Source organism: Micromonospora sp. NPDC051227, assembly GCF_044455385.1.
GTDB lineage: Bacteria > Actinomycetota > Actinomycetes > Mycobacteriales > Micromonosporaceae > Micromonospora.
Genome location: NZ_JBITET010000009.1, coordinates 202,305 through 214,905 on the forward strand (window position 1 = coordinate 202,305; position 12,601 = coordinate 214,905).

At 73.8% G+C, this 12,601-nt stretch carries 10 protein-coding genes; 2 read left to right on the forward strand and 8 right to left on the reverse strand.

The annotated features are described in order from the left end of the window. Positions 1 to 11: 11 nt before the first annotated feature. The gene (locus tag ACIA47_RS22490; protein WP_396710372.1) at positions 12 to 1,274 is read right to left on the reverse strand and encodes a hypothetical protein; all 1,263 of its coding nucleotides are present in this window, start codon (positions 1,272 to 1,274) and stop codon (positions 12 to 14) included. Positions 1,275 to 1,383: 109 nt separating this feature from the next. On the opposite strand from ACIA47_RS22490, the gene ACIA47_RS22495 reads away from it, so the two are divergent. Both ACIA47_RS22495 and ACIA47_RS22500 read left to right on the forward strand, forming a co-directional pair. Next, the gene (locus ACIA47_RS22495; protein ID WP_396710374.1) at positions 1,384 to 2,193 is read left to right on the forward strand and encodes a DNA-formamidopyrimidine glycosylase family protein; all 810 of its coding nucleotides are present in this window, start codon (positions 1,384 to 1,386) and stop codon (positions 2,191 to 2,193) included. Positions 2,194 to 2,358: 165 nt separating this feature from the next. Further along, on the forward strand, positions 2,359 to 5,973 hold the full coding sequence (locus ACIA47_RS22500) for a hypothetical protein (protein WP_396710376.1): 3,615 nt from the start codon (positions 2,359 to 2,361) through the stop codon (positions 5,971 to 5,973). A gap of 115 nt (positions 5,974 to 6,088) precedes the next feature. Here ACIA47_RS22500 and ACIA47_RS22505 read toward each other — a convergent pair whose 3' ends face one another. The 7 genes from ACIA47_RS22505 to ACIA47_RS22535 form a co-directional block, all read right to left on the reverse strand. Then, a complete protein-coding gene (locus ACIA47_RS22505; protein ID WP_396710378.1) occupies positions 6,089 to 6,874 on the reverse strand; it encodes a hypothetical protein in 786 nt (261 codons plus the stop codon). 23 nt (positions 6,875 to 6,897) lie between these two features. Further along, positions 6,898 to 7,770, reverse strand: coding sequence for a PspA/IM30 family protein (locus ACIA47_RS22510; protein WP_396710380.1), 873 nt, complete (start codon positions 7,768 to 7,770; stop codon positions 6,898 to 6,900). A 198-nt stretch (positions 7,771 to 7,968) separates the two neighbouring features. After that, positions 7,969 to 8,403, reverse strand: a complete 435-nt coding sequence (locus tag ACIA47_RS22515; protein WP_091400451.1) for a helix-turn-helix domain-containing protein — start codon at positions 8,401 to 8,403, stop codon at positions 7,969 to 7,971. A 250-nt stretch (positions 8,404 to 8,653) separates the two neighbouring features. Next, positions 8,654 to 9,163: a CinA family protein gene (locus ACIA47_RS22520; RefSeq protein WP_396710382.1), complete on the reverse strand. Its 510-nt coding sequence runs from the start codon at positions 9,161 to 9,163 to the stop codon at positions 8,654 to 8,656. 201 nt (positions 9,164 to 9,364) lie between these two features. Beyond that, positions 9,365 to 9,955, reverse strand: coding sequence for a CDP-diacylglycerol--glycerol-3-phosphate 3-phosphatidyltransferase (gene pgsA, locus ACIA47_RS22525; protein ID WP_112625907.1), 591 nt, complete (start codon positions 9,953 to 9,955; stop codon positions 9,365 to 9,367). A 77-nt stretch (positions 9,956 to 10,032) separates the two neighbouring features. Then, positions 10,033 to 11,541 (reverse strand): 30S ribosomal protein S12 methylthiotransferase RimO, encoded by a 1,509-nt coding sequence (gene rimO / locus ACIA47_RS22530; RefSeq protein ID WP_396710385.1) that lies wholly within the window; start codon positions 11,539 to 11,541, stop codon positions 10,033 to 10,035. 80 nt (positions 11,542 to 11,621) lie between these two features. Continuing rightward, entirely contained in the window at positions 11,622 to 12,545 is a 924-nt protein-coding gene (locus ACIA47_RS22535; RefSeq protein ID WP_396710387.1) for an ornithine cyclodeaminase family protein, read from the reverse strand. Between the last annotated feature and the right edge of the window lie 56 nt (positions 12,546 to 12,601).

Consider the following 12,601-nt stretch of genomic DNA (forward strand, 5'->3'; position numbering starts at 1 on the left):
GTGAGCGTGGCTCAGCAGGCCGGCACGCTGCCGCCGTACACGGTGGAGATGTACGCGTGGCTGACGTACTGGCCACTGGCCAGGCGGTTCCAGCGGTTGGTGGTCCGGAAGGGGCCGGCGACCGACTGACCGGTGACGTAGCACTGGATCGGCACGTGGGCCAGGCGGGCGGCCAGGCCTCGCGTCGCGTACGACGTGCTGGCCCCGGTGCGGATGTTGAGCGGCCCGTCACCGACGACGCCGCGCGGCCCGCCTCCGGTCCACAGGTAGGCGACGTCGACCCAGGCGTTGGTGGTCAGCCGCAGCCCGTCCCAGAACGTGCCGTCGGCCAGGTCGATGCCGGCCGGGTTGAGCACGGTCCGCCCGAACTGGTCCCGTCCGCCGTTGTATCCGGACTGGTACGCGGCCTGCGCCTCGGGCCGGCCCTGCGGCAGGTTCTTCCAGTTCTCCCGGACCGATGAGGGGTTCCAGTAGTCGTCGCGGGTGTTCCACGGCCCGACGTCCCAGACCGGGGCGTACTCGCAGCGGGAGCCGCTGGTGGTGCAGACCCGCACGGTGTAGTCGCCGGTGTTGAGCGGGGAGAGCCCTCGCCGCGACGGCAGCGCCGCGAAGTGGTCCCGGGGTTGCACGGTGCGGCCGTTGGCGGTCACCTCACCGACCAGCCCGATGCGGGTGGCGTACACCCGGTAGGTGCGGCCGGGCGTGGCGGCGGAGACGGCGGCGTTCGCGTCGGCGGTGAGCTGCACGCCCCGTACCGTCGCCGTGGCGCCGCCATCGGGGGCGGTGAGCACCACCCGGGTCTGCACCCGGGTGACCGGCCGGTCGAAGACCGCGCCGGTGGTGGCCGCCCGCCACTCCGTCCAGCCGGCGGCCCGCCAGCCGCGGACCTGCGCCTCCACTGTCGCCTGGGCCGGAACCGCGGCGTTGATCTCGGCACGGACCCGGGTGGCCGGCCGGGCGAGGGTGCGGGGAGCGGTCAGCAGCATCCCCTCGGCGACCGCGCTGTGCGGGCTGCGGGCGCCGCGCCCGGTGGACCGGGCATCCCGCAGGCGAAGGCCGGCGGCCGTACGCCGGACGTTGACGTCATCGCGGTCGACGATGGTGAGGTCGGCGCTCCACCGTTCGTCGCCGGGTGCGGCGGCGACGAGAGTGATCGGAGCGCCGCCGGGCGCGGCCGGGGCAGTGCCGGTGGCCGGTAGGAGCGCTGCGGTGAGCAGGAGGGCGAGGGTGGCGATGAGGGCGACGGATGGGATTCGACAACGCGGTCGCGTCATGGGCATTCTCCTCAGAACTCCCTGACCCTCGCATGTCAGGAGATCAGGAGGAACCTGAGTACAAATGGCGACACATGCGAATGTTGCTCAAAAGAGGGAGGATGGCAGGGTGCCCGAAGGCGACACCGTCTGGAACACCGCGCGCGTGCTGCACCGCGCGCTGGCCGGCACGCGGATCACCGGCAGTGACTTCCGGGTGCCGCAGCTGGCGACCACGGACCTCACCGACTGGACCGTCCGCGAGTCGGCCAGCCGGGGCAAGCACCTGCTGCTGCGGCTCAACGCCCCGACCGAGGAGCACTGGACCCTGCACTCCCACCTGCGGATGGACGGCGCCTGGCGGGCGTACGCCCCGGGGGAACGCTGGAGCGGCCGGCCCGCGCACCTGATCCGGGCGGTGCTGCGCAGCCCCGGCGCTGTCGCGGTCGGCTACCACCTGCACGACCTGACCCTGGTGCGGACCGCCGAGGAGGACCAGCTGGTCGGCCACCTCGGGCCCGACCTGCTCGGCTCCGACTGGGACCCGGCCGAGGCGGTCCGTCGGCTCGTCGACCACCCGGAGCAGACCATCGGCGAGGCGCTGCTCGACCAGCGCAACCTGGCCGGCGTGGGCAACCTCTACAAGTGCGAGGTGCTGTTCCTGCGGGGCGTGTCACCGTGGACCCCGGTCGGCGGAGTGCCCGACCTGCCGGGCCTGGTGGCCCTCGCACAGCGGCTGCTCGCCGCCAACCGGGGCCGGTGGACGCAGAGCAGCACCGGCTCACTGCACCGGGGGCAGACCAGCTACGTGTACGGCCGCCGCGCCCAGCCCTGCCGCCGCTGCGGCACCGCGATCCGCAAGGAGGAGCTGGGCGAACGGGTCACCTACTGGTGCCCGGTCTGCCAGCCCGAGCGTCCAGGTCCGTCGTCGTCCGGCTGACCAGGCTCTCGCCTGACGGGATCCATGGCAGAAACGGACGATTGGGTAATTCCTAACCGGCCGCCGGAGTCGCATGCTGCGGTTGAGCGCTCACCGACCGTCAGCAGAGTGCCGAGGTCCCCCACGCCGGGGTGGCGGACCTCGCGCCCCAAACCGGGGAGAGTCATGGCGATGTTCCGCAGACTCCGCTCCACCTTCTTCGAGCGGACCACCCGCGACACCGACGCCGACGGCCGGGCGGCGTCCGTGCCGGCGCCGCGTACCGCCGAGGAGGCCGGTGTCACGCCGAGCCTGGACCCGGCCGTCGTGCCCCGCTACTTCGGCCCGGTGCCGAACTTCGCCCACAGCCCCCGCGCAACGCGGGACCCCGACGGGCAGGTGGTGGCCGGGACCGGACTGCGCAAGTTCGTCGACCCACTGCCCCTGCCGGGCCAGCCGGGCAGCGGCGACCTCGGCAGCCACCTGCCGGTGGCGGTGCCGGACACCATCAGCTATCCGGGCTGCGACTACTACGAGATCGGCCTACAGGAGTACGCCCAGCGGCTGCACCGGGACCTGCCGGCCACCCGGCTGCGCGGCTACCGGCAACTCAACCTGGGCACCGACCCGGCCGGACACAACACGGTGGCGCCTCCGGAGCGACAGTGGCACCTCGGGCCGATGATCCGCGCCCGTCGGGGTCGGCCGGTCCGGGTGAAGTTCATCAACCAGCTCCCCACCGGCCGGGCCGGCGAGCTGTTCCTGCCGGTCGACGACACCATCGAGGGGGCCGGCCTCGGCCCACTGGACGGACCGGCGCCGTACCCGCAGAACCGGGCCGTGCTGCACCTGGCCGGGGCGCAGACCGGCTGGACCAGCGCGGGCAACCCGGGGCAGTGGATCGCCCCGGCCGGGGAGATCACCCCGTACCCGACCGGGCCCGGCCTGGCCCACGTGCCGGACATGCCGGCGCCCGGGGCCGGGGCCACCACGCTCTATTTCCCGAACGAGCAGAGCGGCCGACTGCTGTGGTTCCACGACAACACCCTCGGCCTGGCCCGGCTCACCGTCTACGGCGGACAGCTCGCGCTCTACCTGCTCACCGACCCGGCCGAGGACCAGCTCGTCGCCGACGCGGTGCTGCCGGCCGACCAGGTGCCGTTGGTGATCGAGGACAAGACGTTCGTTCCGGACGACACCCAACTCGCCGCCGAGGACCCGACCTGGGACCGGGAACGCTGGGGCGCCCGGGGCAGCCTCTGGCACCCGCACGTCTACCAACCCCGGCAGAACCCGTACTCCTCCGGCGGACGCAACCCCACCGGCCGGTGGGACTACGGACCCTGGTCCCGCAACTCCGCCTCGGACGACGACGCCCGCGCCGACGGCTGGGTGCCGAACCCGTACCACGACCCGGTCGGCGCGCCGGACGAGCCGCCGATGAGCCCCGGCGTACCGCACCCGTCGGCCGTTCCCGAGGCGTACGGCGACACCCCACTCGTCAACGGCGTCGCCTACCCGTACCTGGAGGTGCGGCCGCGCACGTACCGGTTCCGGATCCTCAACGCCTGCCTGGACCGCAGCCTCAACCTCCAGCTCTACCGCGCCTGCTCCGACGCGGCAATGTGGACGGCCGACGGGGCGCTCGCCGATCCCGACGCCGGTGAGGTGCCGATGGTGCCCGCCGCGCGGGCGGCGGACCGTCCGGCGGGGTGGCCGACCGACGGACGCGACGGCGGTGTGCCGGACCCGCGCGCCGCCGGCCCGGAGTTCATCCAGATCGGCAACGAGGCCGGCCTCCTGCCGGCACCCGTGGTGCTGCCGAACCAACCGATCAGCTACCGCTACGACCGGCTCGACCCGACCGTGCTGAACGTCGACGGACACACATTGCTGCTCGCCCCGGGCGAACGCGCCGACGTGCTCGTCGACTTCTCCGCCGTGCCGCCGGGCAGCACGCTGATCCTGTACAACGACGCTCCCGCCCCGCTGCCCGGCTTCGACAGTCGCTACGACCAGCACACCGACGCCCCGGACCGCAGCGCCGAGGGCGGCCCACCCCCGACCGAACCGGGGTACGGCCCGAACACCCGCACCGTGCTCCAGTTCCGGGTCACCGGGACGCCCGAGTCGCCGTACGACCTGGGCCGGCTGTGCGAACGGCTGCCCCTGGCGTACGCGGCCAGCCAGCGCCCGCCGATCGTCCCGCAGCCGGCGTACGACCCGGCGTTCGGCACCCGGACCCCGGCGCAGACGACGGTGCCGGTGCACGCCACCACTGTGACGTTCACGCCGACGGCCGGCACCGGCCCGGTGACAGTGCCGATCGCGGTCAAGGCCGCCCAGCAGATCTTCGAGCCGGACCACGGCCGGTCGGCGGGCCGACTCGGCGTCGGGCACCCACACGCCGGGCCGCTCAACCCGACGACGCTGCCGCTCGGTGCGACCGACCCGGTCACCGAGGTGCTCTTCGCCACCGACCCCGCCGTGCCGGTGGGCGCCCCCACCGACGGCACGCAGCTCTGGCGGATCAGCGGCAACGTCCGGCAGACCGAGCCGTTGCACGTCGCCGGCTGCGACGTGCAGGTGATCAACCGGGTTGGCTGGGACGGCACGCTGCGACTCCCGCACGGCACGGAGCTGGGCTGGAAGGGAGTCATCCGGGTCAACCCCCGGGAGGACGTGGTGGTGGCGCTGCGCCCGGTCGCGCCGGCGCTGCCGTTCAAGCTGGGAGACAGCGTCCGGCTGCTCGACCCGGGTCGACCGGCCGGAGCGCGGACCGGGTCGACGCCGGTCAGCCCGATCGACGGGCGACCGGCCACGGTGGTCAACCAACTGGTCAACCTGGGCTGGGAGTACCGCTGGCACAGTCAGCTCGCCGGCCACCGCGACGGCGGGATGAGCCGGCCGCTGGTGCTGCGGGTGTCGCCGAAGGCTCCGACCGGGCTGACCGCCACACCGGTGCCCGGCTCGGCCACCGCGCTACCCGCGATCGCACTGGCCTGGACCAGCAACGGCGGGCGACCGCCCGCCACCAGCCACCTGCTGCAACGAGCCACCGACGCGACCTTCGGCGGCGAGGTCACCACGATCACCGTCGCGGCCGCCGCCACCCGCTACACCGACGCGACCGTCACCCCGGGGGTGACCTACCACTACCGGATCCGGGCGGAGAACTCGGTCAGCTACTCGTCCTGGTCGAACGGCGTGCCCGCCTCGGTGCACCTGGCCGCGCCGAGCGGTCTGGTCGCGACGCTCCCGCCGGCCGCGCCGCTGCGCGTGGCGCTGCGCTGGACGAACCGCTCGTTCGCCACCGGCATCGACGTGCAACGGGCCACCAACCCGACGTTCACCAGCGGCCCGGGCACCACTGCGATCGGGGTCGGCGACAACCACCTGGACGCGACAGTGGCACCAAACACCACGTACTACTACCGGGTGCGGACCACCTACCTGGGCTCCGCCTCGGCGTGGTCGACGGTCGCCACGGTGACCTCGCCACCCGCGCCGGGCACCCCCAGCGGGGTGAGCGCCACCGCCAGCGCACCGGGGCCGGACACGGCGACGGTGATCCTGGCCTGGGAGGCGAGCACACCCGGCGGTCCCGGGTCCGGGTTCATCGTGCAGCGGGCGCTCGACCCGGCCTTCGAGCAGGAGACGGCCACCTTCACGGTGACCGGCCGCGGCTTCACCAACACGGGGCTGGCCCGGGGCGTCACGTACCACTACCGGATCCGGTCGTTCAACGTCGTGGGCACCTCGCCGTACACCGGGCCGGTCCTGGCGACGACACCACAGTGACCGGCCCGGGGTCCAGGCACGGTCCCGGTGGGGTGCGCCGTCAGCGCGGTCTCTCGGGGCGTGCGCCCTCAGCGCGTCGGCGCTGTCGGCGCGGTCTCCGCGCGGGCGCGCGCCGTCAGCGCGTCGGCGCGCGCAGCGGGGTGCCGACGGCCCGAAGCTCGGCAAGCGCCCCGGCGACCCCGTGCAGCAGGTCTGTCGCCTCGGTGAGCCGGTCGGCGGCCGGGTGGGCGGTCTCCGGCCGGGAGTCCTCGGCCAGGTAGCCGGCGGCGGCGACCACCAGCCGTTCGTACGCCGCCACCCCGCCCTCCAGTTGGGCGGTCAGCGCGGCGTGCGCCTCGGCCAGTGGCGGCCGGGCGTCGGCCGGGGCCAGCCGCAGCGCGCGTTCGACGCTGGCCACCCGCGCGGCCAGGTCGCGCAGCGAGCGGTCCGCGGCGGCGGCCTCCAGCACCGCCGGCTCGGCCAGCCCGGTGAGCCGGTGGGCCATCCCGGCCAGGGTGAGCGCCGCCCGGTCCAGTCGGGCCCACTGCTCTCCGGCGCTGGTGCCGCGCAGCGCGATCCGGGAGCGGACCCGGCGCACCTCGGCCAGCACGCCCGGACCGACCGGCAGCCGCTCGACGGCGGCGATCAATCGGGCCCGCGACCGGGCCGCCGCCTCGGCCGGGTCGAGAGCGGGGGGCGCCGGCTGGGCGGCCAGGGCGCGCACGTCGATCCAGCGCCAGGCGGCGAGCGCCACCGCGCTGCCCGCGGCGCCGGCCCAGGCCGCGTCGGGCAGACCAAGGCCGGCGTACGGTGTCAGCACCACCGCCGCGCCGCCGAGCCCACCGGCCAGCACGCTCCACCGTCGGGCCGACCGGCGAAGCCGACCCAGCCTCCGGAAGTACCGTGTCCGCTCGTCTGCCACAGTGACCCCCTCGATCCGGTCGTTCAGCCGGCGGCGGTCGGGTCGCCGGTGCCCCGCTCGCGAGCCATGCTGGCGCGCAGCTCGTCCAGTCGGGCGGCGGCCGTCGGGTCGTTGGCCGGGCCGGTCTTCTCGGCCTGCGGCACGGCCGGTCGCTGGGCCGCGCCGCCGAGCTGCTCCCCCGCCATGCTGGACCGGATCTGCTCAAGCCGCGCGGAGCCGGCCGAGTCGATCGTGGCCTTCTGAATTTCCAACATACGGCCCTCGACGGAGTTGCCGGCCAGTTCGGCGCGGCCCATCGCGTTGGCGTACCGCCGCTCGATGCGGTCGCGCACCTCGTCCAGCGACGGGGTGTTGGTAGGCGCGGTCAGCGACGACATCGACTCCAGCGAGCGGGCCACCGTCTCCTGCATCTTGGCCTGCTCCAGCTGGCTGAGCAGCTTGGTGCGCTCGGCGAGCTTCTGCTGGAGGATCATCGAGTTGTTCTCGACCGCTCGGCGGGCCTGGGCGGCGGCACCGAGCGCCTGGTCATGCAGGGTCTTCAGGTCCTCGGTGGCCTGCTCGGCGGAGACGAGCTGGCTGGCCAGTGTCTGCGCGGACTGCTCGAACCGCACCGCCTCGGCCTCGTCGCCCTTGGCCCGGGCCTGGTCGGAGAGCACCAGGGCCTGCCGGGTGTTGCCCTGCAACCGCTCGACCTCGGTCATCTGTCGAGACAGCTTCATCTCCAGCTGACGCTGGTTGCCGATCACCGCGGCAGCCTGCTGAACCAGCGCCTGGTGCTGCCGCTGGGCATCCTCGATGGCCTGCTGGATCTGCACCTTGGGATCGGCATGTTCGTCGATCTTCGCACCGAAGAGCGCCATCAGGTAGTTCCAACCCTTGACGAACGGGTTCGCCATCTCCGCGGTATCCCCTCAGTAGCGTCGCTCCACCACGGCCGGGCCGGCTGGACCGTCCGACCGTGACCGGCCGGTCTCCATCGTCCCAGCCGAACGCCACTGAGGCATCCGTACCGGGCGGTCAACAGCACCGGCGGCTCCTGCGAGCAACCCTACGCGGCCGGGGCCAGCCCGCCCATGGTCAACCGGATCGGCGGCTCAGGCCGCGCAGACCACGTCCCGGTCGCGCTCGGTCGGGCGGACCCGGGTGCTGCGCAGGGTTGCCTTGAGCGGCGAGTCCTGACGGACCGAGACAGCGACCTTGCCGTCGGAGGTGACCTGACGGACACCCCGGTTGGTGCTCTTGGCTGCGGCGTCGGCCGGCTCGTCCTGCATCGAGACGAGCACCCCGGGCATCTGCTCGGCGAGCGCCACGGTGTCGCTCACCTCACGCAGCAGCTCGGAGAGGCGGGCACCGAGGGCGTCGCAGATCGCGGCGAGCAGCTCGCTCGACGGCTCCTTGTGCCCGCGCTCAATCTCGGAGAGATAGCCGAGGCTGACGTTGGCGGCGGTGGAGACCTCACGCAGCGTGCGCTGCTGGCCCTGCCGGCGCGCTCGCAGTGCGTCACCGATCACCCGGCGTAGCAGGATCATCGCACCTCCCCCTGAGGGATACCTCGCGCCCGCCGCTGAGCGGCCGGTCGCGGCGGACCGCGCCGACCCCGAACGTCGGAGCCTTCCCGCAACCGTACCCGTTGCGGGCCCGGGCGACATCCCGCCCCGCCCGTCGGTTCGCCGGGAGGGGCTCACCGGGGCGCCCCGGGGCCCACTTCCGCCCCGTGCCGAATGGTCCCGACAGCAGTTCCGGCCCGGGTCCCGGCCTGCGTGATTTTGGCCTTGGCGTTCACGGTGTCGCGTCAACCAGCCGCTCGGCGAGCAGCCGGAGCGCCTCGACCACCGCCGCCTCGCGGACGTGGTCCCGCCCGCCGCCCAGATCGAGCTGTCGCACCACACCACCGTTTGGGCCGGCGACCGCGACGTAGACGAGGCCCACGGGCTTCCCGTCCTGCGGCTCGGGGCCGGCGACCCCGGTGGTGGCCAGCCCCCAGTCCGCGCCGCACCGCTGCCGGCCGCCCTCGGCGAGCGCCGCCGCCACCTCCGGATCCACCGGCCCCCGCTCGGACAGCAGGTCAGCGGGTACGCCAGCCAGGGTCGCCTTCAGCTCGGTGGCGTACACCACGAGGCCACCCCGGTAGATCCCGCTGACCCCGGCGATGTTCACGATCGAAGCGGCCAGCGACCCGCCGGTGAGCGATTCGACAGTGGCCAGGGTCTCGTGCCGCTCGGCCAGCCGGTGCACGACTCCCGCCGCCGCACTGCCCACCTCAAAACCGTCCACCTGAGCACCAGTCACCCCTGCACCACCCACGCCGCCACCGTCCGCCGACACCCCAGCCCCCGACTCCCCCGCCCCATGCACCAGTCCTTCCCCACCCAACAACCCTCAACCCCGACCCGAGCGCGTCGATCATGAAGTTAACGTCACGACACGCGCTCCGGATGGCAACAACTTCGTGATCAACGGGCGGGGTGGGGGGTGGGGGTGGGGGTGGGGTTAGCGGGGGCGGCGGAGGCGGAGGGCTTGGGCTATGTAGTCGAAGCCGGTGGCGACCGTGACCAGGACGGCCGCGGCCATGATCCAGGGGCCGACGGCGGCGAGCGCGGCCGGCATCGGCCAGAGGTACCAGGCGATGGCGAGGATCTGGAGCGCGGTCTTGACCTTGCCACCTCGGCTGGCGGCGATGACGCCGTGCCGGATCACCCAGAACCGCAGCCCGGTGATGCCCAGCTCGCGGACGAGGATCAGCGCGGTCACCCACCAGGGCAGTTGGTCGTACCAGGAAAGCAGCACCAGCGCCGCGCCGGTGAGCGCCTTGTCGGCGATCGGGTCGGCCACCTTGCCCACCGAGGTGACCAGCCCGAAGCGGCGGGCGATCCAGCCGTCCACCAGGTCGGTCGCCGAGGCCACCGCGAAGATCAGGCAGGCCGCCATCCGCCAACCGGAGTGGGTCATCCCGGACATGATCACCGAGGCGGCGAAGACCGGCACCAGTACCAGCCGCAGGGCGGTCAACGCGTTGGCCGCGTTGACGACGGGCACCACGGCCACCACCCGGCCCGGCGTCGACTCCGTCGCCCCGGTCACCGCCGCACTCCGCTCGGGCCGCCGTGGCGTTCCCGGCACCGCACCACCTGGGTCCCCCGCTCCGCTCGGGCCCGCCGTCACCGTGCCGCGCCGGGCGCCGCCGAGATCATCTCATCCGGCACAGCGAGCAGGTCCACCCCTTCGGTGCCGGTCACCGTTGCGCGTACCAGATCGCCCGGGCGCAGCGCGGCCAGGTCGACCCCGCCCTCCGCCGGGGCGACCAGGGTGGTGGAACCGTCCACCTCCGGCGCCTGGTGGGCCGCCCGGCCCTCCACGACGCCGTCCTCGATCGAGTCGACCAGCACCTCGACGGTCGAGCCGAGCCGGTCTTCGGCCCGCTGCGAGCAGAGCTCGTCGGCGAGGGCGCTGAGCCGGTCGTAGCGCCGCTTGATCGTCGCGGCGGAGACCTTGCCGGGCAGGCCGGCGGCCTCGGTGCCGTCCTCGTCGCTGTAGTCGAACATGCCGATCGCGTCGAGCCGGGCCTCGGTCAGGAACCGGACCAGCTCGTCGACGTCGGCGCGGGTCTCGCCGGGGAAACCGACGATGAAGTTGCTCCGGGCGCCCGCGTCCGGGGCCAGGGCGCGGGCACCCGCCAGCAGCTCCAGGAACCGGTCGGTGGAGCCGAAACGCCGCATCCGGCGCAGCACCGGCTCGCTGGAGTGCTGGAACGACAGGTCGAAGTACGGGGCCACGCCAGGGGTGGTGGCGATCGCCTCGACCAGCCCGGGCCGGGTCTCGGCCGGCTGAAGGTAGCTGGCCCGCACCCGGACGATGCCGGTCACCGCGGCGAGCTGCGGCAGCAGCTTCTCCAGGGCGCGCGGGTCACCCAGGTCCTTGCCGTACGAGGTGGAGTTCTCGCTGACCAGCACCAGCTCCCGTACGCCGGACTTGGCCAGCCACTCCGCCTCGGCGAGCAGCTCGTCCGGGGTACGCGAGACGAAGGCCCCCCGGAAGGCCGGGATGGCACAGAACGCGCAGCGGCGGTCGCAGCCGCTGGCCAGCTTCAGCGAGGCCACCGGACCGGTGTCGAGCCGCCGGCGCAGCACCTGGCGCAGGTGTGCCGGGGTGTGCTCGTCGGTGTCGACGACGGTGCGGCTCACCGTGCCGTGGCCGGGCAGCGACACACCGCTGTCGCGGCGCTGCACCGGGGTCAGCGGCAGCAGTTCGCGCCGGTCCCGTGGGGTGTGCGCGGTGATCTGCTCGCCGGCGACGACGGCGTTCAGCCGGGCGGCGATGTCGGGGTAGTCGTCGAAGCTGAGCACCGCCTGGGCCTCGGGGAGGCTGTCGGCCAACTCCCGGCCGTACCGCTCGGCCATGCAGCCTGCGGCGACCACCTTGGCGCCCGTTCCGGCGGCGGCGAGCAGGGTCTGGATCGAGTCCTGCTTGGCCTTCTCCACGAAACCGCAGGTGTTCACGACCACCACGTCGGCGCCCTCGCCGTCGGTGGTCACCTGCCAGCCGTCGGCGTGCAGGCGGGCGGCCAGTTCCTCCGAGTCGACCTCGTTGCGGGCACAGCCCAGGGTCAGCAGGGCGACGCGACGGCCCTCGGCGTGGTCAGCGGGAGAAGGAGAGGTGGCAGACACCATCCGAGGGTACCGGGCCGGCCGGGTAAGCCCACGCACGCGGGCTGCGGAGACGGGCAACAGGGAGGCGAACGTCATTGCGGTCAGTGCGCCTCGGCGCCAACCCGGGTCAGCGCGTCGAGCAGGAACACCTCGGTGCCGGCCAGGCCGGTGGAGCAGAAGACGGAGATCTGGTCCGCGGTGGTCCGGCCGGGAACCGCGCCGGCCAGGATGCCGCCCAGGTCGCGCAACCGCCCGGCGTACGGAGGTGTGGCAGCGAGCATCGGCGGCTGGTAGTCCGCCGCCTGGGCCGGTGAATCGGTGACCAGCAGGTCGGCGGTGTCCAGCAGGTCGGTGCCGAACTCGCTGCGGTCGCGCTGCTTGAAACCGACCGCGTTGACGTGCGTGCCGGGGCTGAGGTCGGCGGCGCAGAGCACCGGGGTCGGGCTGGTGGTCGCCAGCACCACCAGGTCCCGCCCGGCGACTGCCGAGCCCGGGTCGGCCACCGCGCGGGCCGGCACGCCCAGTTCGGCACGGACCCGGGCGGCGAAGGCCTCGCGGCGAGCGGCGGAGCGGCTGTGCACCACCACCTCGCGCAACGGGCGGACCGCGGCGGCGGCCCAGACCTGGCTCCACGCCTGCCGGCCGGAGCCGATCACCCCGAGGGCGGCGGCGTCGGGACGGGCCAGCGCGTCGACCGCGAGGGCCCCCAACCCCCCGGTACGACGGGAGCCCAACTCCTCGCCGACCGCGACCGCCCGGATCGCCCCGGTCCGGGCGTCGTGCAGCACCACCAACTGCTCGCCCTGCGGATGACCGAAGGTGTCGTACGAGCGGAAGCCGTACCACTCGCCGACCAGGTGCCCGGCGTTGAGCACCATCCGCCCGCCGCTCAGCGGCGCGGCGGCCCGGGGCGGCGCGATCAGGCGTCCCTCGTACGCGGCCAGGAGGGCGGCGCGCATGGCGTCGACAGTGGTGGCGGCGTCCAGCGCGGCGGCGACCTCGGGGTCGGCGTAGAGCATGGTCATGGTGGCGATACTGCAAGTTGAAGTCAGGTGGAGGTCAACGGGCCGTGGTGGTGGTC

Excerpts from the sequence above, each read along its gene's own strand:
- ACIA47_RS22490 (WP_396710372.1), bottom strand. The coding sequence starts at position 1,274 with ATGACGCGACCGCGTTGTCGAATCCCATCCGTCGCCCTCATCGCCACC.
- ACIA47_RS22500 (WP_396710376.1), top strand. The coding sequence starts at position 2,359 with ATGGCGATGTTCCGCAGACTCCGCTCCACCTTCTTCGAGCGGACCACC.
- ACIA47_RS22510 (WP_396710380.1), bottom strand. The coding sequence starts at position 7,770 with ATGGCGAACCCGTTCGTCAAGGGTTGGAACTACCTGATGGCGCTCTTC.
- ACIA47_RS22515 (WP_091400451.1), bottom strand. The coding sequence starts at position 8,403 with ATGATCCTGCTACGCCGGGTGATCGGTGACGCACTGCGAGCGCGCCGG.
- rimO (WP_396710385.1), bottom strand. The coding sequence starts at position 11,541 with ATGGTGTCTGCCACCTCTCCTTCTCCCGCTGACCACGCCGAGGGCCGT.
- ACIA47_RS22535 (WP_396710387.1), bottom strand. The coding sequence starts at position 12,545 with ATGACCATGCTCTACGCCGACCCCGAGGTCGCCGCCGCGCTGGACGCC.